The 22990-nt window shown below is 74.7% G+C and carries 17 protein-coding genes and 1 riboswitch; of the genes, 9 read left to right on the forward strand and 8 right to left on the reverse strand.

Annotated features, from left to right (window positions below):
• The 6 genes from GA0074704_RS12925 to GA0074704_RS12950 all read left to right on the forward strand — a co-directional run bounded on the left by GA0074704_RS12925 (position 1) and on the right by GA0074704_RS12950 (position 7190).
• Entirely contained in the window at positions 1-1323 is a 1323-nt protein-coding gene (locus GA0074704_RS12925) for an acyltransferase family protein (protein ID WP_231926843.1), read from the forward strand.
• Positions 1324-1417: 94 nt separating this feature from the next.
• Positions 1418-1930, forward strand: a complete 513-nt coding sequence (locus GA0074704_RS12930) for a hypothetical protein (RefSeq protein WP_088970737.1) — start codon at positions 1418-1420, stop codon at positions 1928-1930.
• Positions 1931-2080: 150 nt separating this feature from the next.
• Entirely contained in the window at positions 2081-2860 is a 780-nt protein-coding gene (locus GA0074704_RS12935) for a hypothetical protein (RefSeq protein ID WP_088970738.1), read from the forward strand.
• 289 nt (positions 2861-3149) lie between these two features.
• A riboswitch (cyclic di-AMP (ydaO/yuaA leader) is annotated at positions 3150-3288 on the forward strand.
• A gap of 231 nt (positions 3289-3519) precedes the next feature.
• Positions 3520-4404: a C39 family peptidase gene (locus GA0074704_RS12940; protein WP_088970739.1), complete on the forward strand. Its 885-nt coding sequence runs from the start codon at positions 3520-3522 to the stop codon at positions 4402-4404.
• Between the two features lie 106 nt (positions 4405-4510).
• Positions 4511-5245: an alpha/beta fold hydrolase gene (locus tag GA0074704_RS12945; protein WP_088970740.1), complete on the forward strand. Its 735-nt coding sequence runs from the start codon at positions 4511-4513 to the stop codon at positions 5243-5245.
• A 31-nt stretch (positions 5246-5276) separates the two neighbouring features.
• On the forward strand, positions 5277-7190 hold the full coding sequence (locus GA0074704_RS12950) for a hypothetical protein (RefSeq protein ID WP_088970741.1): 1914 nt from the start codon (positions 5277-5279) through the stop codon (positions 7188-7190).
• A gap of 15 nt (positions 7191-7205) precedes the next feature.
• Here GA0074704_RS12950 and GA0074704_RS12955 read toward each other — a convergent pair whose 3' ends face one another.
• Positions 7206-8444, reverse strand: a complete 1239-nt coding sequence (locus GA0074704_RS12955; RefSeq protein WP_231926844.1) for a hypothetical protein — start codon at positions 8442-8444, stop codon at positions 7206-7208.
• Positions 8445-8626: 182 nt separating this feature from the next.
• Positions 8627-8965: a DUF952 domain-containing protein gene (locus GA0074704_RS12960; protein WP_088973648.1), complete on the reverse strand. Its 339-nt coding sequence runs from the start codon at positions 8963-8965 to the stop codon at positions 8627-8629.
• Between the two features lie 103 nt (positions 8966-9068).
• Between GA0074704_RS12960 and GA0074704_RS12965 the strand changes: the two genes are divergently transcribed.
• Together GA0074704_RS12965 and GA0074704_RS12970 are read left to right on the forward strand one after the other, a co-directional pair.
• On the forward strand, positions 9069-9725 hold the full coding sequence (locus tag GA0074704_RS12965; protein ID WP_088970742.1) for a response regulator transcription factor: 657 nt from the start codon (positions 9069-9071) through the stop codon (positions 9723-9725).
• 11 nt (positions 9726-9736) lie between these two features.
• Positions 9737-11218, forward strand: a complete 1482-nt coding sequence (locus tag GA0074704_RS12970; RefSeq protein ID WP_088970743.1) for a sensor histidine kinase — start codon at positions 9737-9739, stop codon at positions 11216-11218.
• Here the strand turns inward: GA0074704_RS12970 and GA0074704_RS12975 are convergent.
• From GA0074704_RS12975 to GA0074704_RS12990, 4 genes are all read right to left on the reverse strand, one after another.
• Positions 11215-12174, reverse strand: coding sequence for a TAXI family TRAP transporter solute-binding subunit (locus tag GA0074704_RS12975; protein WP_088970744.1), 960 nt, complete (start codon positions 12172-12174; stop codon positions 11215-11217). The genes GA0074704_RS12970 and GA0074704_RS12975 overlap by 4 nt on opposite strands.
• A gap of 55 nt (positions 12175-12229) precedes the next feature.
• Positions 12230-12937 (reverse strand): hypothetical protein, encoded by a 708-nt coding sequence (locus GA0074704_RS12980; protein WP_088970745.1) that lies wholly within the window; start codon positions 12935-12937, stop codon positions 12230-12232.
• Positions 12938-13032: 95 nt separating this feature from the next.
• The gene (gene yaaA, locus GA0074704_RS12985; protein ID WP_088970746.1) at positions 13033-13830 is read right to left on the reverse strand and encodes a peroxide stress protein YaaA; all 798 of its coding nucleotides are present in this window, start codon (positions 13828-13830) and stop codon (positions 13033-13035) included.
• 23 nt (positions 13831-13853) lie between these two features.
• Positions 13854-15470, reverse strand: coding sequence for a hypothetical protein (locus GA0074704_RS12990; protein WP_088973649.1), 1617 nt, complete (start codon positions 15468-15470; stop codon positions 13854-13856).
• A 199-nt stretch (positions 15471-15669) separates the two neighbouring features.
• Between GA0074704_RS12990 and GA0074704_RS12995 the strand changes: the two genes are divergently transcribed.
• Entirely contained in the window at positions 15670-16653 is a 984-nt protein-coding gene (locus tag GA0074704_RS12995; protein ID WP_231926911.1) for an App1 family protein, read from the forward strand.
• A 64-nt stretch (positions 16654-16717) separates the two neighbouring features.
• Here GA0074704_RS12995 and GA0074704_RS29170 read toward each other — a convergent pair whose 3' ends face one another.
• Together GA0074704_RS29170 and GA0074704_RS13005 are read right to left on the reverse strand one after the other, a co-directional pair.
• Positions 16718-18046, reverse strand: coding sequence for a hypothetical protein (locus GA0074704_RS29170; protein ID WP_197697625.1), 1329 nt, complete (start codon positions 18044-18046; stop codon positions 16718-16720).
• A gap of 294 nt (positions 18047-18340) precedes the next feature.
• Entirely contained in the window at positions 18341-22975 is a 4635-nt protein-coding gene (locus tag GA0074704_RS13005) for a LamG-like jellyroll fold domain-containing protein (RefSeq protein ID WP_088970748.1), read from the reverse strand.
• Positions 22976-22990: the final 15 nt, after the last annotated feature.

A 22990-nucleotide genomic window follows, 5' to 3' on the forward strand; every position in this document is an offset into this window, starting at 1 on the left:
GTGTCGCCGTGGACGACGCCGCGGGTCGAGGAGGAGATGGACGTGCGGGTGCATCCGACGGTCGCCGGTGCCGACGGGACCGGCACGCCGACCGGTACGCCCGTCGTCGACGCCCCGCCGAGCCGGCTGCCGTCGCTGACCGGGCTGCGGTGGATCGCCGCCCTGCTGGTCTTCGGCTTCCACGCCGCCACGATGGGAATCGTCGCCGAGCCCGCCCTGAAGGCGGTGGTGGACAAGACCTTCGCGCTGGGTCTGTCCGGGGTGGAGTTCTTCTTCGTGCTCAGCGGCTTCGTGCTGGTCTGGTCGGCGCGACCCGGCCAGCGGCGGCGGGACCTCTGGCGCCGCCGGCTGGCCAAGATCTATCCGAACCACCTGGTCACCTGGGCGGCGGCGCTGCTGGTCGGCTGGTGGTTCGCCGATCCGCTGCCGCTGCGGGCCACCGTGGAGAACCTGCTGCTGGTGCAGGCGTGGGATCCCACCCCCGGGCACTTCTACAGCGTCAACACGGTGAGCTGGTCGCTCTCCTGCGAGCTGTTCTTCTACCTGGCGTTGCCGTTCGCGCTGCCGGTCGTACGCCGGATGCGCCCGGCCGCACTCGCGGCCGTGGTGGTCGCGGTGCCGCTGCTGATCGTCGCGCTCTGGCCGGCGCAGCAGTTGGTGCCGGAGACGGACCGCTGGTGGTTCACCCAGATCTTCCCGGTCGTCCGGTCGATGGAGTTCTGGCTCGGGGTGGCCGCCGCCGAGCTGCTGCGCCGCGGCCGTTGGCGCGGGCCGGGGCTCGCCGTGGCCAGCGGCATCTTCGTGGCCACCTGGCTGGTGGCGGCCCTGTGGGTGCGGGCCGAACTCTGGGCCGGGCTGATGGCCGCCACCTACGTGCTGGTCATCGCGGCGGCGGCCCGGGCGGACGTGCAGGACCGGCCCACCCCGTGGCGGGGACGCCGGATGCGATGGCTCGGCGAGGTGTCCTTCGCCTTCTATCTCGTGCACGTGCTGGTGATGGTGACGGTGCTGCGGCTGACCGGGCACCGTGGCGAGGGACTGCCCGGCTGGTGGGGGCCGGTCGCCGTGCTCGGCTTCCTGCTGGTCAACCTGGTCCTCGCGGGCCTGCTGCACCGGTGGGTGGAGACGCCCATGATGCGCCGGCTGGCGCCGCCCCGCCGCCGTCCGGCGGTCGAGCCACCCACCGCGCCGGAGCCGGCCGTCGTGCCGGAGTCGGCCGCCAGCGCCGCCGCGCCGCCGGGGGCCGTCGCGCGGGTGCCGGCGCAGCGCTCCGGCGACCCCGACCAACCGTTGACGTACGCGGGTCGGCGCGACCCGGTCTGAGCCACGTCCATCCTGGTCGGTGCGGCCCGGCGCGCCGGCCACGACACGCCCGGCCGCCGTGCGGGGCGGGGGTGGTCGGCGGTAGCGTGGGCCCGTGCTTCCCGTCGCGCTCACCGGTCCGCTGTGGTGGGTGGCGCGCTGGGCGTGGCGGCTGCTCACCAGCCTGGCCCTGGCCGTGGTCTTCTCCACCGGTGCCGTGCCGCTGTCCACCGGGTCCGGCCCGTCGGCTGCGCTCGGCCCCGGTCCGGCCGACCCGGCATCCACCCCGCTCACGGCGACCCCCGCGCGGCTGTGGCCGGCATCCGGCCCGCTCGGGGCGACTGCCGCCGGGCTCCCGCCGGCATCCGGCCCGCTAGGGGTGATGCCCGTGCGGGCGACCTCGGCGGGGCTGGCCACCACCGACCGTCCCGGGGCCGCGCTGCGGGAGGTCGCCACCGGCTCCGATGCGCCGCGCGGCGACGTCACCCCCGCTTACCTCCCGCCCGTCACCGACGGCTCCCCGGTCGGGTCGGCGCCGGCCGGTCCCACGACCGAGGCCGGGTCCCGATCCGTGCCGGCCGGGCGGCCGGTGGCAGCCACCGGCCCGCGCGCCCCGCCCGTGGCCTGACGGATCCGCGGGCCACGCGCCCGCCACCGCTTCCTCGACCTGATCACCGCACTCCGCCGGCCGGCGGATGTGGCGCCCGCGACGGCGCCCACCCGACCGGCGACTGCGGTTACCCCGCTCCACCGCGTCCGCTCCCTGCGAGGTGCCGTCATGAACATTGTCCTCCAGCAGTTCCTGATCGAGGTCCCGCAGGCCGTCGCCATCTGGTCGGCGCTGCTCGTGCTCTCCCTGTCCGTACTGGCCGTGCTGGTCGCCCGCCCCGACCGGGACCGGACGCCCGACGATGAACCCGCCCCCGGCTCGGCCGCCGCCCTCGCCGCCGCGGCGGCGGCCGACCTGCGCCGGTACGCCGACGAGGTCGCCGTGGCGGCGACCGGCGCGGCCCAGACCGCCCGCCGCCGGCGCTCGGAGTGGCTGGCCGCCCAGGAGGAGGTCGACCGGGCCTGGCAGGCGTACGACGAGGCGGAGACGGTCGCCCGCCGGTTCACCGGCGCCGACGCGATGCCGGCCCCGCGTACCCCGCGCACCCCGGCCGAGTACGCGCTGCGCGAGCGCTGGCTGCACCAGGCGGCGATGGCGGCGCACTGGCGCGGTGAGTTGACGGCCCGCCAGCTCAGTGACGTCTTCGGCCACCGGGACGGGTGGGACCCCCGCCGGCACCCGGCGGAGCAGGAGGTCGCCCTGGCCCGGGCGGTCCGGGACGGGCGGCTGGCCGGCTACCGGGTGGCCGCCGAGCGGGAGCGCTCGGCGTGGCGGGCGGCCGAGTTGTCCGCCGAGTCGGCCCGTGCCCTCTCGGCCGAGGCGTACGCGGCGGCTCAGCGGCTCCGGGTGGCGCCGGCGCCGCGGCAGCGCGCGGTCCCGGCGCCGGCTTCCGCCCCGGCGACCGCGTCGACCACGGCGACCCGGTGGCGCCCCGCCCGGGTCGGTTGAGCCCCGGCTTATTTGGGTGACGCCGGTCACCTCTCACCGGAAACGGTCATCGGGAACGCTTGGGGGCAGCCCGGAGATCGACTGGGGAAATTCGGTCACCGACCGTCCCGTTCCCGCCTTTCCGGCCCGGGTGGAACCGCCGTCCCCATTGAGTGCGGTCAGTGCGCGAATGCGGAAACCGTCGTCGGTGCAGGCGGTGTTTCCGCAGCTGGCAAGGGCTTGGCAGGCCAATGACCGACCAGTAGTGTCGGCGCGGTCCGGAGCGGTTCTCGATCGCAGGTGGCGACGCCGCACGGACCCGCCGAATCGTGTTCACGAACCGGGGACCCAGGTACGTCGGGGTGAATCCGCAGGGCCACGGCCCGCGGTAGGGCGCTCTTCCCGCCCGAATCCGTCAGCTAACCCGGTAGGCGGTCGCGGAAGGAGCTCCACCCGTGCCCGAACCCACCCCTTGGTTGTTCCGCCTTCACGGTGCCGCGGTGCCGTCGCTCGCCCTCGCCGGGCGCGCGAGCTGAGCGCCGCGTTCCACCTTCCGCCCGGCTGACCGGGCGCCATCCCCGCGAGCGGCCCGCCCCCGGCCGACGTCCCCTTCCGCGCGTGAGTCCTCCGCGCCTCGGTGGGGTGCGCCGCTCTCCCCCCCCGTACCGTGGAGGAAAGACGTGAAGCACCACCTCAAGCGACAGCTGCGGCGCCTCGCCACCGAACGTCCCTACCAGGTCGTGGTCGCCGCGGCGGCGACGCTCGTGGCGGCGTCCACCACCGGTGTGCTGATCGCCGGCCCCGCGCAGGCGCCGGCCCGGCAGGAGACCGCGGCGGTGGCCGAGGTCGCCCCCCGCCTCGACGAGGCCGCCAGCCGTGACCAGGCCCGCGTCGCGGCCGCCGCGCCGGTCAGCCCGTCGGCGTCGCCGTCGGCGACCGCCACCCCGGACCCGGACCTCACCACCAGCGCCCCCAAGCCGGCGGCGACCAAGCAGGCCGTGGCGAAGAAGGCCGTGGCGAAGAAGGTCGTCGCCGAGAAGCCCGCGGCTAAGAAGCCGCCGGCGTCCAAGGTGCTCGACTACACCTACGAGGCCCAGACGACCTACTACAACTGCGGCCCGGCCGCCGTGCGCAACGCCCTGAGCGCCAGCGGCGTCGAGACGACCCAGGACGGTCTCGCCGGCCCGCTCGGCACCACCGAGATGGGCACCAACTCCGCCGAGGACACCACCCGGGTGCTCAACCAGATGGTGAAGGGCTCCCCGTACCGGACGACGATGTTCGCCGGCAGCCCGTCGTCGGCGCAGATCGAGCGGCTCAGCGCCGACGTGGTCGAGGCGGTCAGCAGCGGCCGCGGCGTCGTGGCCAACATCGCCGGGGACGCCACCGACACCCAGGGCGGCTGGCACTCCTTCCCGGGCGGCCACTACATCGCGGTGGTCGGCTACCAGGACAACGGCCGGACCCTACGGATCGCCGACTCGGCCGACCCGTCGCTGCCGGCGTACTGGATCAGCGCCGCCGACCTGGCGAACTGGATCGCCACCCGCGGCTACTCCGCCTGACGCACGCGACGAACCGACCGGACGCCGGCTCCCCACGGGGGCCGGCGTCCGGTTCGCGTACGGCGGGCCTCGCGCGGCGTGTCCGACCGGTGGCAGACTGCGCACCATGGTCGATGAGGCGGATGGCCGGCCCCTGCTGCTGCTCCTGCACGGGATGGGCGCCACCGGCGAGGTGTGGCTGCCGTGGGCGCCCCTGCTGGAACGCGACTGGCCCGGCCGGTGGCTGGCGCCGGACCTCGCCGGCCACGGCTGGTCACCCGGGCTGTCCCGGTACTCCTTCCACGGGCTCGCCGACCGGGTGGCCGGCGGACTCGACGGCCGGGACCGGCTGGTCGTCCTCGGGCACTCCCTGGGCGGGGTGGTGGGCCTGGCACTGGCCGCCCGGACGGCCGGGTTGCCCGTCGCCGCCGTGGTCGGGCTCGGCATCAAGGCAGTCTGGTCGCCGGCCGAACTGGCCAGGGCCGGCGAGCTGGCCCAGCGACCGGTCACCTGGTTCGCCACCCGGGACGAGGCGGCCCGGCGCTACCTGCGGGTGGCCGGTCTGACCGGGCTGTTCGCCCCGGACCATCCGGTCGTCGACGCGGGCCTGCGCAGCGAGGACGGGCGGTGGCGGATCGCCATGGACCCGGGCGCCTTCGCCGTCGGCGCGCCCGACCTGCCCGCCCTGCTGGCCGGCACCGACGCCCCGGTCCTGCTGGCCCGGGGCGAGGACGACCCGATGGTGACCGACGATCAGCTCGGCGCGCTGGGGGTACCGGTGGTGACCCTGCCCGGGCTCGGCCACAACGCCCACGTGCAGGACCCGGCGGCGGTGCTGGCGCTGGTCGAGGCGTACCGCTGAACAGGCCGGTGGCGGCCGTAAGATCCCACGGGTGACGGAACGCCAGTCCAGCCTCGCCCCGACCGACGCCGACACCACCCGCGCCGACGCCGGGCCGCCCGACGGGGCGGCCAGGTCCACCGAGCCCCGCGCGGTGACCGACGCGGGCGGGGCGGTCGCGGCGGACGCTGCCGGCGGGAAGGCCGAGCGGGAGGCCACGCCGGACGCGGGTCGGCCCGCCCGGCGGGCCGGGTGGCGGTCCGTGCTGTTCGCGGCGCTGGCCTACCTCGCCGCGGCCGTCGGGGTGACCTGGCGCGGCTGGGCCGACCCGAGCGGGGTCTTCCTCGGCACCCGACCCGGCGACCAGAGCTTCAACGAGTGGATGCTGGCGTTCGACGCCCATGCCACCACCCACCTGGACAACCCGTTCTTCACCACTTTGCAGAACGCCCCGGACGGGGTGAACCTGATGACCAACGTCGGCATGCAACTGCCCGGCCTGCTGCTGACCCCGGTGACCGTGCTCGGCGGCGCGGCCCTGTCGTACCTGGTCTTCATCACCCTCAACCTGGCCGCCACCGCCCTGGCCTGGTACGTGGTGCTCGCCCGGCACGTGGTGACCTCCCGGGTCGCGGCGTTCGTCGGCGGGCTGGTCCTGGCCTTCGCCCCGGCGCTGGTGTCGCACAGCAACGGTCACCCGCACATCACCGCGCAGTGGCTGGTGCCGTTCCTGCTCTGGCAGGTCGTCCGGCTCACCCGGCCCGGGCACACCGTCCGCGACGGGCTGGTGCTCGGCGTGCTGGTCGTCGCCCAGTTCTACATCGGGCTGGAGATCCTCTTCCTGGTCGCGGTGGGCTGCGCGTTGGCGGCACTGGCGTACCTGCTGTTCACTCCCCGACGGGCGGTACGGGAGGCGCCCCGGACGCTGGGCGGACTGGCGGTCGCCGGCGCGCTGGTGGCCGTCGCCACCGCGTACCCGCTCTGGATGCAGTTCGCCGGGCCGCAGCACCGCACCGGTCACCCCGGCGAGCACGACGTGTACGCGTTGAAGCTGGCCTCCTTCGCCGCGTTCGCCACCCGGACCGTCTTCGGCGGCGACACCAAGGGCCTGGTCGCCAACACCACCGAGGAGGCGAGCTTCTTCGGCCTGCCCGCCCTGCTGCTGGCGCTGGTCGCCGTGGTGGCGCTGTGGCGGGTGCTGGCCGTCCGCATCCTGGCCGTGGTGGGGGTGCTCACCGCGCTGCTCTCCCAGGGCTCCACGTGGACCTGGGGCCGGGACCGCACCGACGTGCCGGCGCCGTTCGCGCTCCTGGCGCACCTGCCGGTCTTCGACTCCATGGTGATCGCCCGGTTCGCCCTGATCACCACGGTGGCGCTGGGCCTGCTGCTGACCATCTGGCTGGACCGGGTGCTCGCGGCCACCGCCGGTGCGGGCGGCCGCCGGGTGCCGCTGCGGCTGGCCGCCGGGGTGGCGCTGGCCGGCGCGCTGCTGCCGATGGTGCCCACCCCACTGCCCACGCAGGCCCGGCCGCCCGTCCCGGCGTTCGTCACCTCCGGCGCCTGGCGGGCCCACGTCACGCCGGGACGCACCCTGGTGCCGGTGCCGGTCGACAACCTCACCTCGATCCGTTGGGGCGCCGCAGCGGCCGTCGGGTTCGCGGTGCCCCAGGGCTACTTCCTCGGCCCCACCTCACCTACCGACAGCACCGGCCGCTGGGGCGTCCAGCCCCGGCCCACGGCGACGCTGCTGACCCGCATCGCCGTTGGCGCCCGGGGTACGGCCGTGTCGGCGGCCGACCGGGAACAGGCGTTGGCCGACGCCCGGCACTGGAAGGCCGACGCGCTGGTGCTGCCCGTGGACCGCCCCCGTGCGGCGTCGCTGCGCATCGCCCTGGACGCCTGCTACGGCCCGGGCAGCCGGGTGGACGACGTGTGGGTGTGGGACGTGCGGCCGGTCACCCGCTGACCGGTCCGGGCCGGATCAGGGCGACCAGGTCCAGACCAGCATCAGGTAGCCGCCGTAGTAGGCCGAGACCAGGGTCAGCAGGATCAGCACCGCGTACCGCCGGCTCCGGCGGGCACCGGCCAGCGCGTCCGCCACCGGGAGCAGCAGGGCGAACGCGGGGATCAGGAAACGCGCCTTGGAATGGTAGTAGCCGGCGGCGCCGATCGTGGTGACCAGCATGAGCCCGCTGTACATCAGTAGCGGCCACGGCTGCCGGTCCACCACCGACAGCGCGAACAGGGTCAGGGCGATCAGCAGGATCAGCACGATCAGGAAGTGCTGCAACCGGGACGGGTGGTCGAGGATCCGTCCGGTCTCGACCCAGGTGAACACCCCGCCGTCGAAACTCGACCGCCACCCCTTGCCCTGGATGAGGAACCACCCGTCCGGGCGGCCCGTCCGGTCGGCGACGTACGCGACGAAGCCGAGCCAACCCAGCGGCGCCAGGAGCATCGCGACCAGGGGCCGCCACCAGGTGCCCCGTCGGCGGACCAGCGCGACGAGGGCGGCGACGCCGACGACCGCCACCAGGGACGAGGCGGTCGGACGGGTCAGCCCGCCGATCAGGCAGAGCACCCCCGCGGTCAGCCACCGCTCGGTGAGCACGGCGAACAGCGCCCAGGCGGCGAAGGCGGTGAAGATCGCCTCGGTGTAGGCGAGGTTCTCCACCAGGGCGTGCGGCAACACCCCCCAGAGCACCGCCAGGATCACCCCGGTGCGACGGTCGCGTACCCGGTTGCCGACGGCGAAGATCCCCCACGCGGCGGCGAGGGACGCCACCCAGGACACCGTGATCGCGGCCTGCCGGAGGTCCATCGCCCACGAGCCGCCGAGGACGCCGACCAGCCATGGGTAGAGCGGGAAGAACGCCATGTTGCTGTGCAGGCTCTCCGCGCGGTCGTAGCCCTGCTCGGCGATCTGTAGGTACCACCGGCTGTCGTAGCGGTCGGCGAGCAGGGCGCTGAACGGCACCCGCCGGGCGTCGGCCCAGATCCAGAGCGTCGCCAGGCCGATACAGCGGACGGCCGCGTACCCGAGCAGAGCCGGCCAGGCCAGGACCAGTGCGCCGATCGGTCCGGAGCGGGCGGGGGAGTCCCCGCCGCCGGTCGTGCCGGTCTCCGGCGGCTCGCCGGACGGCATCTGCCGCCCGAGGGCGGTGCGGGGGGAACCGGGGGAAGTCCTCTCGTCGCGACCGTCGTCCACTGCGACGTCCATATCCTGATCCTTCTCGGCGCAGCCCGGCCGAACACTGCGGCGGGACCGTGGGCCGAGCGTCTGATGATCCGAAACCGCGCGGAGCAGCCTAACAAGGGAAGTTTCACCCGTCGCGCCCGACGCGCCCGTCCCGGGCCGACCGCCCCGGCACTGTCGGGGACCCGACGGCGGGTGCGCTCCGGTCAGGGCAGCAGTGCCGCGACCGCGTCCGCCGCCGGCCGGTCCACCGGCAGGTCCTCCGCCGCCACCACCGCGTCGACCGGCAGGTCACCGTAGAGGTGCGGGAAGAGCGCGCCGCCGCGGGACGCCTCCCAGCGCAGGGCGGCGCCGAGGCGGGCCGGGTCCACGGTCAGCAGGGTCAGCCCGGTGGCCCCGCCGAAGTGCCGCCGGGCCGTCTCCACCACCTGGTCGGCGGCCGAGAAGTGCAGGTAGCCGTCCTCACGGTCGACGGCGGAACCGGTGAACCGGCCCCGCTCCCGGGCGGCGTCCCACTCGGTCGACGGCAGCAACTTGTAGATCACGTCACCAGCGTACGGTCCGGTGCCGCCGACCGACCGGACCTCCCGCCCGGCCGGTGCGTCTGCCACGATTCGCAGGACAGCGGACCGACGAACGGGGGTAGGGGTGCGCATCCTGCTGGTCGAGGACGACCGCCGGGTCGCCGCGGCCCTGTCGTCGGCGCTGAGCCGGCGCGGCTACGAGGTGGAGCACGCGCCCACCGTCGCCGCCGCGCTCTCCGCCGCCCCCTGCGACCTGGTCCTGCTCGACCTGACGCTGCCCGACGGCGACGGCACCGACCTGTGCCGGGAGCTGCGCCGGCGCAGCAGCCAGCTCGGGATCATCGCGGTCACCGCGCGGGGCGAGGAGCGGGACCGGGTGCTCGGCCTGCGGCTCGGCGCGGACGACTACGTGGTCAAGCCGTTCTCCATGGTGGAGTTGCAGGCCCGGATCGAGGCGGTGCTGCGCCGGGCCGCGCACACCGTGCCGGAGCGCAGCGTGATCGAGGTGGGCGGGGTCCGTATCGACGTCGAGGGGCGCACGGTCACCGTGCACGGCCGGCCGGTGGCGCTCACCCGCAAGGAGTTCGACATCCTGCTCTCGCTCGCCCGGCAGGCCGGGGTGGCCGTGCCCCGGGACCGGATCCTGCTCGACGCCTGGGGCACCACCTGGGCGGACCGGCACACCGTCGAGGTGCACGTGGGATCGTTGCGCGGCAAACTGGGCGACCCCACCCTGGTGGAGACCGTACGCGGGGTCGGCTACCGGCTGCGCGGCGAATAGAGGAGGCCGGGGTGCGTCGTCGGCTGGTGATCAGCTACCTGCTGTTGATGGTGCTGGTGCTGCTGGCGCTGGAGACCCCGCTCGCGGCGACCCTGGCCACCCGGGAGACCGACCGGGTCCGCGCGGACCGGCTGGCCGACGCCACCCGGTTCGCCTCGCTGGCCCGTCCGGCGCTGCGCAGCGGCGCCCCCGGCTCGCTCGGCAGCGAGTTGCGCGCCTACCACCAGCTGTACGGCATCGGCGCGGTCGTGGTCGACCGGGAACGCCGCACGGTCGCCGCGTCGGCCGGCTGGCGTGGCGGGTCGGGCAGCACGGAGGCGCTGGACACCGCCCTGTCCGGCCAGCAGTTCAGCGCACCCGAGCTGGTCTGGCCGTGGGCGGACCGGCCGGTGGTGGTGGCCGTGCCGATCAACGACGGCGGTGAGGTGCTCGGCGCCGTGGTCACCGCCACGCCGGTGGACCGGGTCCGGCGTACCGTCACCACCTGGTGGCTGCTGCTCGCCGGGATCGGGCTGGTCGCCGTGCTGGCCTGTGTGCTGACCGCGTTCGGGCTGGCCGGCTGGGTGCTGCGCCCGGTGACGGAGCTGGACGCCGTCACGCACGAGATCGCCGAGGGCCGGCGTACCGCCCGGGTGCGGCCCCGGCTCGGGCCACCCGAGCTGCGCCGGCTGGCGGCCAGCTTCAACGACATGGCCGACGCGGTCTCCGACGTGATGGACCGGCAGCGCGCCTTCGTGGCCCACGCCAGTCACCAGCTGCGCAACCCGCTGACCGCGCTGCGGTTGCGGGTGGAGGAGCTGGGCCCCGGCCTGACCGACCCGGACGGCCGGGCCGAGCACCGGTTGGCGCTGGAGGAGACCGACCGGCTGGCGCAGGTGCTCGACGCCCTGCTCACCCTGGCCCGTGCCGAGCGGGCGGAGAACGAGCGGGTGGTGGTGGACGCGGCGGCCGTCGCGGCCTCCCGGGTAGCCGCATGGCAGCCGCTGGCGCGGCACCGGTCGGTGACGCTGCGCCTGGCCGTCGAGGCCGCGCCGGCGTACGCCCGGACGGTGCCCACCGCGATCGACCAGTCCCTGGACGCGTTGATCGACAACGCGGTCAAGTTCAGCGGGCCCGGGGGAGAGGTGATGGTGACCGTCCGGCGGCGGGACGGCGGCACCGCGGTGGAGGTGCGCGACACCGGACCCGGTATGACGCAGAGCCAGTTGGGGCAGGCCACCGAGCGGTTCTGGCGGGCGCCCGAGGTGCAGAACGTCGACGGCGCCGGGTTGGGCCTGACCATCGTGGCCGTCCTGGTGGACGCCTCCGCCGGCCGGCTGACCATGCGGGCGACCGAGCCGCGCGGGCTGGCCGCCGGCCTCTGGTTCCCCGCACCGCCCACCGACCCGGCCGAGGCCGTGGAGCGGACCGACGCCGTGGATCCGACCGGCGCCGCGGCACCCGCCCCGGCACCGGCGGTGGACCGGGACCCGGCCGTCGCCGACCCGGTCTAGGGTTTGGTCTCCCTGTACCAGTCCGCCGCTCCCGGATGCAACGGCAACGGGTCGGTGGCGATGGCCGACCGGGGGCTCATCCGACCAGCCGCCGGATGCGCCCGGGCCAGCTCGGCCCGGCGGTCCATCAGCAGCCGGGTCACCTCCCGCACCAGCGGCTCCGGCAGGTCCGCCCGGACGACCAGGTAGTTCGGGTTGGCCACCGTGCTCACCGGGTCGGTGTTGTACGCCGACCGGGGAATGTCCCGGGTGACGTACACCTCGCCGTGGGCGCGACGCAGCGGCTCGGTCCACTCGCCCAGGTCGACGATCCGGGTGGCGGTGCTGGCCGCCAGCTCCTCGACGGCGCGTACCGGCAGGCCGCCGGAGAAGAAGAAGGCGTCGATCCGCCCGGCCCGCAGCGCGGCCACCGAGTCGTCCAGGCCGAGCTGCTGCCGCCGCACCCCGTCGGTGAGGTGCGCGACGTCCAGCAGCCGGCCGGCGGTGGTGGCGGTGCCGGAACCGGGTGCGCCCACCGACACCCGGCGTCCGCGCAGGTCGGCCAGCCGGCGTACCGGGCCGCCGGCCAGGGTGACCAGGTGCAGCAGGTCGTCGTAGACCCGCGCCACGGCCAGCACCTTGGACCGCCCGACCACGTCGGCGGTGAGCACGTCGGCCTGGGTGAAGCCCAGCTCGGCCCGGTCGGAGCCGACCAGCTCGACGTTGGCCCGGGAGGCGGCGGTGACCAGCACGCTGGCCCGGACCCCGGGCATCTCCCGGTTCAGGATGGCGGCCAGCGACTCGCCGAACGCGTGGTAGACGGCGGTGGGGCTGCCGGTGGCGATCCGGATCCGCACCGGCTCGGCGGGCTCGTCGCGGCAGCCGGCGAGCCGGGGCACGACGGCGGTGACCAGCAGCGCGAGCAGGGCCAGCCGGGCGAGGTGCCGGCGGCCCGGGACAGACCGGCCACGGTTCACAGGCTGCACTCTGCGCCGGTGACACCGGCCGCCGCAACCCGCGTCCGGTCAGTCCTTACGCGGCGTCCGGGTCCGGTGGCGGGCAGAGCGTGCCGCTGTGCGGGACGGGGGCCGGGGCGAGGGCGGCGTTGTCCAGGATCCGGCGCCGGTCCGGGCCGTCGGCGACGCAGACCACGAAGCAGCCCGCCCCGGGACGCAGCAGCGCCGGGACGTCCAGCAGCGCGGCGCCGCGGACCAGGACCGCGGCCAGCTCCCGGTCGGCCAGCCGGACCCCGAGGATGTGCCGGCGTACGTGCCGGCCGCCGGCCAGCAGGGCGGAGCGCCAGGCCGCGGCGGCCAACCGGGCACGCCAGAGCCGGCGCGCGGCGGACGCCCCGGGGACCGGTCCGCCGAGCAGTTCCCGGCGGCCCTGCCGCCAGCCGGTCTCGACGAGCCGCGCGTACGCCGGGCGGTGCTCCCGCGGCACCTCCAGCCGGTGCAGTTCGTAGCGGCGGCGCAGCCCGCCGGTGGTGACCTGGTGCTCCACCGGCACGTCGAGCCGGGTGAGCAACTGGCGCATCCGGTGCGCGGCCTCGGGACGGTTGAACTCGGCCGGCGCTCCCCGGTACGGCTCGGCGCCGCCACGCCGGCCGTCGACCGGGTGCGCCGGGGCGCAGCGGACCAGGCAGGCGATCTCGAAGGCGTCGGCGAGGGTGAGCCAGTCCAGCGGGGGCGGCGTCGACGGCGGCCGGTGCCGGTCGAGCAGCATGGTTTCGGGGGCCATGGCGGTGCTCCTTGTCGCACGTCGGGTCCCCTTACCGTCACCCGCCGCCGGCCCGGAGGAAACCGATCAGGCCCAGCCTTGAGCAAAACTTGCGACTACAGCTCCGTGACCACGACGTCGACCTGCCGGGGCCGGCCGGGCGGCGTCGGCTGCTCCAGCACCGGGTACTTCAGGTCGCGCAGGGCGGTCACCAGGCCGGCGGCGGTGCGGGGCCGGGCGCCGGCGGTGAGCAGGTCGCGGACCAGCCGACCCTTGGTGGCCTTGTTGAAGTGGCTGACCACGCTGCGCACCGGCACCCCGTCCACCACCCGTTCGTGCAGCACCCGCACGGTCACCGTGCGGTCGGCCAGCTCACCGCGGGGCGCCCAGGTCGCCGCGTACGCGCCGGAGCGCAGGTCCAGCACCGGCCGGTCGCCGGCAGCCGCGCTCAGCACCGGGGCCAGGGTCCGCCGCCAGTACGCCGACAGCGCCCCCACCCCGGGCAGCCGCGCCCCGATCGGGCAGCGGTACGGCGGGATCCGGTCGGTGAGGCGTACCGCGCCCCAGAGCCCGGAACTGATCAGCACCGACCGGCGGGCCAGGCGCTCGGCGGCCGGGGGGAGGGTGGCCAGGTCCAGCGCCTCGTACAGCACCCCGGTGTAGATCCGGCCGGCTGGGGCGGTGGCCGCCGTCCGGAGCCGGGCGTTGCGGCGCAGCTCGCCGCGCTGGCCCTCGCTCAGGCACAGCGCCGCCAGGATCGCCTTCTCGTCCGGGTCGGTGCTCGCGGTGACCAGCGCGGCCAGCACCTCCTCCCGGGCGTGGGTCAGCTCCGGCAGGCTGAGCCGGGACAGGTCCAGCCGGCGGCCGGTCCCGGCCTCGGCCTTGCCCTCGGAGGGCGGCAGCAGGATGAGCACGTCGGAAAGCGTACGGGCCGGCCTCACCGCCAGGGCCGCACGGCCGTCTCCGGGTGGTACACGCGATAGCCGCCCAGCTCGGCGACCTTCGCGTCCTCGGCCCGGTCACCGAGCAGGGCGCGTAGCCGGCGCTCGGCGGGGGAGCCGGTCGCCAGCACGTAGCCGGGGCGCGCGGCCCGGCCCACCCGCAGCCAGTACGGCGGGTAGCGGTTCTGCCCCGGGGTGAGTTGACCGTCGAGGACCGCGCAGGCCACCTCCTCGCCCGTGTTGAAGATGAGCCGGTTGCAGGTCCAGTACTCCCCGTACACCTCGTGCAGGCCCAGCCGGCGTACCTGGTCGGCCAGCCGGCGGGCCTGCCGCTCCTCGGTGCGCAGCCCACCCGCCCCGGCCACGAAGCCGACCGTGGCCGCGAGGGAGACCGTGGCCAGCGCGGCCAGCGCTGCCGCCGCCACCGCGCCGCCGGCCCGGCTGGCCACCCCCACCGCGCCCCGGCGGGCGTGCGCGGCGGCCAGCCAGAGCGGCCAGAGCACCGCCGGCAGGGAGATCTGCAACACCGACAGGTAGCGGGCACTGCTCAGCGGGTCGGTGGCGGTGAGCGGGCTGCGGACGTACGCCAGCAGGGTCAGCCCGGCGCCGGCGAGCAGCGTGAGGTGCGCGGCCGGCCCGACCCGGACGGCGGCCGGGCGGCCCACGGCCCGCCGGTACGCGACCACCGCGAGCACGGCTGCGGCGGCCAGCAGCAGCGGGTAGAGCAGCCCGAACAGGGCCGGGCCGCGGGCGCAGCCGTCCGCCGGGCAGAGCCCACCGGCCAGCGGTACGCCCTCCAGCAGCCCGCCGGCCAGCCGGGCGGCCCACGTGGGGTGGGCGCCGGTGCCGGCGTCGACCGTGCGCAGCACCGACAGCGAGTCCTGCCCGGGCGGGGCGACCAGGTTGTCCCGGATCAGCGGCGCGGCGCCGAGCAGGAACCCGGCGATCAGCAGCACCCCGGCCCAGCCGACCAGTTCCCGGCCGCACACCCACACCAGCAGCAGACCCGTCACCGCCAGGTACGGCACGATCAACCAGTCCGACCAGGTCGCCAGGCCGGCGAGCAGCCCGAACAGCGCCACGGCCAGCCAGCGGTGCCGGATCCGCCGCTGCGCCAGTCCCACCGCCATCAGGAGCATCAGCACCACCGCCGGTTTCACCTCGGGACGGCCTCCGACCACCGTCAACTGGTCGCGCACCACCCGTTCCGGACCGATCGCCAGCAGCCCGACCGTGAAGGTGGCGAACCAGGGTGAGCAGATCCGGCGGGTGAGCCGGTACATCAGTGCGACGAAGATCGCGTAGAGGACCAGCAGCGGCAGCCGCAGCACCGGCCAGCTCGGCCCGGCCACCGCGATCAGGGGCGCCGCCAGGTACGACTCCGCCATGCCCATGTACCGCTGGCCGTAGAGGAAGACCGGGTGCTCACGGCCGGTGGCGATGTGCATCGCGGCCAGCCCGAACGTCGCCTCGTCACTGTTGGCGGTGGGCAGCGTGAGCACGGTGAGGACCAGCCGGTACCCGACCCCGGCCAGCCCGAGCAGGAACGCGACCAGCGCCGGTGCGTCCGGACGCGGCCGCCACCGCCCGCGGTGCCGCTGTACGGTCGACACGACCACGCCCCCGTCGTCGCGCTGGCTGTCGTTCTGTCCGGAGTGTGGCACGCGGCCCGGGCCGTGTGCGGTCGTTCGGCGGGGTCCCGGCTGGTCCGCTCGCCTGGCCGGTGCGGGCAGGTTGTGGCAGGGTGGCAGCGTGCCAGCATCACCACCCACCGGGGAACTCGCCGTCCCGACCCTGCACCGGGCCGCGCGGATCGAGGACGCCGTCCACCAACTGGTCGAGCGTCGGCTGCGGCGCACCGGGTGGCAGATGAAGATCGTCGCGTACGCCGGCTACGGCGCGCCCGGTTGGGCGCGGGTGCTCTGCCGGGTGCTGCTCGGCCGGCCGGAGGTCCGCGCCAAGGGCAAGCCGGAGAAGGTCCGGGGTTGGCGCAGCTTCGCCACCCTGCCGGCCAAGCACGTACGGGTGACGATCGAGGCCGGCGGGGTGGTGCACGAGGCGTGCGCCGACCGCAGCGGCTTCGTCGACACGGTGGTCGAGGCGGACCTGACCCCCGGCTGGTCGTCGGTACGCCTCACGGTCGCCGACGCCGAGCCGGTGGAGGCGTTGGTCCGCATCGTCGACCCGAGTGTCCGGTTCGGCATCGTCTCCGACATCGACGACACGGTCATGGTGACCGCGCTGCCCCGACCGATGCTGGCCGCGTGGAACACCTTCGTGCTCGACGAGCACGCGAGAAACGCGGTGCCCGGCATGGCGGTGCTCTACGAGCGGCTGGCCACCGCCCACCCGGGTGCGCCGGTGTTCTACCTGTCGACCGGGGCGTGGAACGTGGCGCCCACGCTGACCAGGTTCCTGTCCCGGCACCTCTACCCGGCCGGGCCGCTGCTGCTCACCGACTGGGGCCCGACGGCGGACCGGTGGTTCCGTAGCGGCCGGGAACACAAGCGGGCCACCCTGGCCCGGCTGGCCAAGGAGTTCCCCGACGTACGCTGGCTGCTCATCGGCGACGACGGCCAGCACGACCAGGAGATCTACCGCGAGTTCGCGGCCGCGCACCCGGAGAACATCGCCGGGGTGGCGATCCGCCGGCTCTCGCCCACCCAGGCGGTGCTCGCCGGTAGCCTGCCCGCCCCGGCCGGGTCGTCGTCGTCCGGCCCGGCGGGCCAGAAGTGGCTCTCCGCCCCCGACGGCGCCGGGCTGTGGAAGCTGCTGCGGGACGCGGGCCTGGTCTGACGTCGTACGCCCGACCCGGCCCGCGTCGCACGCGGGCCGGCAGCCGGTCCGCGCTCCGCTGCGGTCAGTCCCCGGCCCGCTGCCCGGCCGCTGCCGGCGCGCAACCCGCTACGGCCGGATCGGCCACCCGGTAGACCCGGGCGTCCGTCGCGTCCGTCGCGGAACCTGCTCCGGCGACGGTCCCGGTTCCGGTCGCCCCGCCGCGCTGCGTCCGGGCCGGTGCCTGCTGGTCGAAGCTCTGCTGGCCGGGGTTCTGCTGGTCGAGTGCCTGGCCCTGGCCCTGGCCCTGTGCCTGACCCTGGCCTTGCGCCTGGCCCCGGCCCTGGCCCTGTGCCTGACCCTGATCTTGCGCCTGGCCCTGGCCGGGGTTTCCGGCAGCCTGGTCGCGGGCCGCCTGCCGGGCCGCCCGGATCTGCTGCACGATCGCCCGCAACTGCTGGATGCGCGCCCGGATCTGCTGGATCCTGGCCGCTACCCGGGCACCGGCGTTATCGGCCTGCTGTCCGCCCGCCGCCTGCTGTCCGCCGTTGCCGTCACCGGCCTGCTGACCGTCGGTGCCACCGCCCGTGGCCTGGCCGCCACCCTGCTGATCCCCGCCGCTGGCCGCCTGCTGTCCGGCGGCGCCGTTCTGGTCAACCCCGCCGTTCTGGCCGGCCCCGCCGTTCTGCTGGTTGCCGGCCTGTTGCTGGGCGGCGGCCTCCCGGGCCGCCCGGGCGGCGCGGGCCGCCTGCACGATGCCGGCGATCTGGCCGATCAACCCGCCCACGGCGTTGATGATGCCCGCCGCCCGGCCGGCCCCACCCCCGCCCGCCGCGCCCGCGCCACCGGCCGCACCTCCGCCGCCAGGCGCACCTCCGCCGCCGGCCGCGCCCGCCCCGCCCTGTTGGGCCTGGATCGCCCCCTGGACGATGCCCCGGATGCCGCCCACGATGCCGTCGAGCCGTTTCACGCGTACCTCGGTGGCCTGGGGGTCGAGCAGTTGCCCGGAGCGTTCCCCGGCCATGGCCTCGGTGACCGCCCAGGCCCGGTCCAGTTCGGTGGCGACCGCCACCTCCCAGGGGACCGTCGGGCAGGCCGTCGCCGCCACCTCCACCGGGTCCGAGCAGCCGGCCACGGCCCGGCGCTGCTGGATGAGGTCGACCACGGCCTGCCGGTTGGCGATCCGGGCCTCCGAGTTGGCGTCCGGGTTCCGGCGTTGGTCGGCGATGAAGGTCAGGTTGTTGCGCAACGCGCCGTCCAACCCCTGGCAGTTCTCGGCGGCCTGGCCGGTCCCGGTGGCCACCGCGAAGGCGGCACCGGCGGTGACCGCGAGCGCCACCCCGCCGGCGATCGTCCGGTTCCGGCCGGACACGGTGGCCCCGTACCGCCTGGTTGTGCCTCTGCTCCACTGCATCGAAGCTCCTCCACCTACTCCGTCACGGGTGCCCGGCATCCGGCCAGGGGTACGGCGGCGCGGCGTGACGGGTTCAGCGGGCCGGCGAGGTGTCGGTGGAAGGTCACCCCTCAGTGACGGCGGCGCGGGCTTCCGCTACGCAGAGAGAGTTCCCCGACGGTCGGCTCGGCATCGTGCCGTGGCCGGGCGGGTACGCCGACGGGGCCGGACCCGCAGGTCCGGCCCCGTCGGTCCGGGGCTGTCAGTGGCCGAGCCCGCGGGGACGCCACCCGGGTCGCATCCCCGCGGCGCCGGTCACGGAGCGACGATCCAACTACCGAGTGCGCCGCCCACCGTGCTCTGTCCCACCGAGCAGGTCTGGTTGTCCGCGCTACGGACCAGCAGGGTGATGGTGTTGTTGCTGTTCAGCCCGGGTGCCGGGTTGCTGGCGAAGCCACCGGCCGGAGGATTCGTCCCCATCACCTTCCAGGTGCCGAAGGTTCCACCGACGGTGCTCTGGCCGGCACCCCAGACCAGCCCGTCCGCGCCCCGCCCGTACAGCACGGTGGTGCCGTTGCCGGCGAGCAAGGGGGCCGGGTCACCGGCGAACGTCGGTTGGCCGGCGCCGACGACGGCCCAGTTGCCGAAGCTGCCGCCGACCGTGCTCTGAGCGGTGGTCCAGAGCTTGCCGTCCGCGCCCCGGGCATAGAGCACGAGGTGGTTGTTCGGGTCGAGGACCCCGGTCGGGTCGCCCACGAACCCGCCCGTCGGAGCCTGCAACCCCATCGTCTTCCAGGCGTTGAAGGCGGCGCCCGCCGAGGGCTGGCCGATCCCGCGGATCAGGTTGTCGGTACCCCGGGCGTAGATCACGATGGTGCCGTTGGCGGCCAACATGGCGTACGGCTTGCTCGCCACACCGCCACTGAGGCCCATCCGTACCCAGTTGCCGAACGGACCGCCGACGCTGGTCTGGTTGGCGCCCCACACCCAGCCGTCCGCCGCCCTGGCGTAGAGGACCAGGATGCCGGTCGGAGTCAGCACGACGCTCGGGTCGCTGGCGAAGCCGGCCGCCGGTTGGCCGGCGCCGATCGCCTTCCAGTCACCGAAGGGAGCGCCGACCGACGGCTGACCCGCCCCGTACATCTGGTTGTCGATGCCTCGGGCGTAGACGACGATGGTGCCGTTCCCTCCCTTCCGGGCCGCCGGGCTGCCGACGAAGCCACCCCGGTTGCCGATGCGGATCCACGGCCCGAAGGCGCCGCCCGCGGTGGTCTGCTCGGTGCCCCAGATCCAGCCGTCCGCTCCACGCCGGTAGGTGACCAGCACCCCCGACTGGCCCTTCAGGACGGCCGGGTCGCCGCTGGCCGCCGTGTCGGCGTCGATCGGCCAGACCTTGTTCCAGCTCTGCACGAAGGCGAGTTCGCCCGAGAACCAGCCGCCGTACGCACCGGTGCCCGTCTTCTGGTTGCCCATCCGGAACGGGCCGGCGGCGCTCCAGCCGGTGGTGTGACCGGCCCGGCCGGCGTTGACGCCGCTGACGTGGATGGTCATGCGGCCGCTCGTCTTGGCGAAGCTCACCATGACGTGCGTCCAGACCCCGAGGCGGGCGGTGCCGGGTGCGCTGACCGCGACGTCCCAGGTCGGGGCGGCGACGTCCGTACGCGGCATGGCGAAGCGCCAGGACTTGTCCGTCCCGTCCGTCCAGAGTCTGAAGCCCGCGGTGTTGACGCCGTCCTGGGACAGCACGGTGCCGCCGAAGGCGGTCGGCTTGATCCAGGCGGCCACGGTGAAGTCGGCGTTGGTGTTGATCGCCGATGACGGGGTGGCCACGGCGCCGCTGGTGCCGTCGAACACCACGTCGGGGTCGAACGTGTCGCCCGTGCTCCAGGCGGCTCCGGCGTTGCCGGTCGCGTGCAGGGTGCCGACGGTGTCCTTGGCGGTGCCGACCGCCCCGCTCGTGCCGTCGTTGAGCTGCCAGGTGTGGTCGGAGGTGATCAGGGTCTGCGCGGGCCGCGCGCTGATCGTGCCGGTGCCGTTGGCCAGGTTGCTGACCAGGTACGGCGTCACCACACCGCCGGCGCCGACCGCCCAGAGATCGGGGGTGCCGTCGGTGTCGATGTCCGCGGCGCGCAGCGTGAGCTGCTTGCCGACGTTCCAGAGCCCGAGGTTGTACGCCGCGGCGTAGGTGAGCTGGTTGGCGTCCGGGTTGGCGACCAGGCCGGTCCACAGGTGCAGGGCTCCGGTGGTGGCGTTCCAGAGGAACATGGCGGTGCCGCCGCCGAGCTGCGCGGTGGTGATGGTCCAGTTGTCCCAGTCCATGCCACCGGTCGGGGTGGTCGTGGTCAGGGCGGTGGGATTGATGTAGAGCGCCGGGGCGAAGACATTCTGGTGGTAGTTCAGGTGGTAGCCGTGCGTCGCGTCGCCGCTGATCCCGATCAGGTCCGGGATGGCGTTCGGGTTGCCCGCGTTCGCGCCACGGCTGTCGCCCGCGTTGACCAGTTGCCGGGGTCGGTTGCCGTCGCTGTCGAGGAGCAGGTCGGACGTCAGGCTGGCGTGATTCTCGTTGCGCTGGGCCTGGATGACGCTGCCGTCGCCGTTGGCGCGCAGGATCGCGCCGCCACCGGGGTTGGTGCCGCCCGGGTAGTAGACGAGGACGTCCTGCAGGCCGGTGCCGGTGAAGTGGCCGGTGACGGCCTGGGCGCCGGTGAAGTCCGACGGCAGGTTCTGGTCGGTCCCGTTACCCCGCAGCCCGATGTTGGTGCCCGGCAGCGTGGTGCCCTCGGTGCCGCCGGCGCCGAGCCACAGGCCCGCGGGGAGACCGTTGGCGCCCCCGACGGTGAGCAGGTCGGGTGCCTCGTCACCGGTGAGGTCGCCGTCGGCGGCGGTCGCTGCCGGCGCCGAGTTGAAGGTGGCGCTGGCGGCGTCACCGACGTTCCCGGCGGGGGAGAGTGCGGTGACGCTCAGCGTGTTGGTGAAGCGCGTCGGGGTGACACTGATGGTGGCGTTGCCGGTGGCGTCCGCGGTGACGTCGACCGGCGGTCCGGCGTTGAGCTGGTAGACGTACCCGCTGACGGACCCGTTCGTGGGAGGTGAGACGGCGATGGTGAAGGCCTGCCCGATGGTGGTCGTGCCGTCGGCCACCTGCGGGATGCCGGGTGCGCCGGGCCGGGTCGGGTCGAACTTGAAGGTGCAGACGTCCGACCAGTCGCTGGGCGTACGGAAGTCCGTGCTCTGGACCATCCAGGAGAAGCCGGTGAGGGTCCCGCTCGCCGCGGCGCGCAGCTTGTCGACCGGTACGACCAGCGCGGCGGTGCTGCCGGAGCTGACGGTCAGCAGGTTCGGGTCGGAGGAGGCGATCGCCGTCTGGGTGGTGTCGTCACTCTTCCAGAGCTTGAACCGGACGCCCAGGGTGCCGCCGTTGCGGTCGGAGACCGGGGCGTAGAGCGAGACCGCGCCGTCGCCGACGGTGGAGCCGCCGGCGCACGCGGTCCGGGGCGAGGTGGTCAGCCCGGCCGGCTTGTCGGGCTTGTGGTTGTAGCGGATGGTGAGGGTGGGGCTGGTCTCGAGGAACTCTTTCCAGCTCTGGGTGTCGGTGGCCTCGTTGGCGGCGACCATCCACAGGGTGCGGGTGCCGCGTTGGTTGGTGACGTCGGTCTTGATCTGGTTGGTGACGTCGAAGGAGACGGCCGCCGCGTCGCAGCCGCTGTAGCCGTACGCGAAGCTCTTCGAGGAGATCGCGGTGCCCTTGCTGACGCCCTCCCAGTAGTTCCAGGTGGCGTTGGTGGAGCTCAGGTTCGTCGACGGTCCGTAGATGTTGACGGTCTTGGCGGTGCAGGACCAGGACCGGGTGTTGGTGATTTTGAAGATGGCGTCGTAGATCTCGGCCCCGGCGAGGGTGCCGTAGGGGACCGCAAAGTTGATCAGGGTGTTGGAGCGTTGGCTGCCGGCGTTGCCGACCTGCATCCGTCCGATCGGGTCGGGGGTGTTCTTCCAGTAGTTGGTCGACTGGTTCTGGTAGGAGATGGTGGCCCAGCCGGACATCTTCTGTCCCGACGAGCTCCAGGTGAAGGTCGGGTCGATGTAGACGGGGTAGGTGGTCGCCGGATCGGTGAGCAGTTTGCGGTCCGGGGTGAGGCGCAGGTTGCCGGTGGTGAGGCGTACGCCGATCGGGGCGCTGCGGGCGGCGCGGCCCGGTGCGACCGTGGTGGAGAGCGCGCCTCGTGCCGCCGGAGCTGTCGTGGCGCCGGAGTCCCACATCCGCGGGGCGGCCGCGGTGATCGCCGGCTGTCCGGTGCGGTCCCGGCCGGTGATGTTGCCGGCCGCGTCGGCGGTCAGCGTGACGCCCTCGGCCCTGGTGGTGAGGTCCAGGGCGGCGAGCTTCGGGTTCGCGGCGGCGGTACGGTTCTTGACCACGAAGACGTGGGAGAAGCCGCCCTCGGGGGTGACCCGGACGGTCAGGTCGACCCCGGGCAGCACCTCCGGATAGGTCGCCGTCTGACCGGAGAGCACCGGCGCGGGCAGGGCCAGCGGCACCGACACCGACAGGGCCCGGTCACCGCTGGTCATCTGCGCCAGCGGGCCGGTGCCGCCGGCGGAGAGCCGGATCGGGTTGCTGGTGACCATCGCGGTCACCGTCCCGTCGGAGCGACGGACCAGGGTCGGGTCGAGCGTCTTCCACCGACCGTCGACCCGCGTCCGGGTCGGCACCGCCGACTGGGTCAACTCGACCGTGCCGTCCGGCTGGGCGGTCAACGCGGACGTGGACGTACCGGCGGCCGTCGCCTCGACCGGCTTGCCGGTCCGCTTCGCCTCGGTCATCGCCTGGTCGACGGTCAGTGGACCGGTGGCCGTCCGGGCGGCCGGAGCGACGGGCGCGGCGGCGCTCGGCGCCGGCAGTGCGACGATCCCGGCGGAGGCGACGAGGAGACTCGTGACGATGCTGGTCGTCACCGTTTCCCCTCGCCA

The organism is Micromonospora siamensis (assembly GCF_900090305.1).
In the GTDB taxonomy this organism is placed as follows: domain Bacteria; phylum Actinomycetota; class Actinomycetes; order Mycobacteriales; family Micromonosporaceae; genus Micromonospora; species Micromonospora siamensis.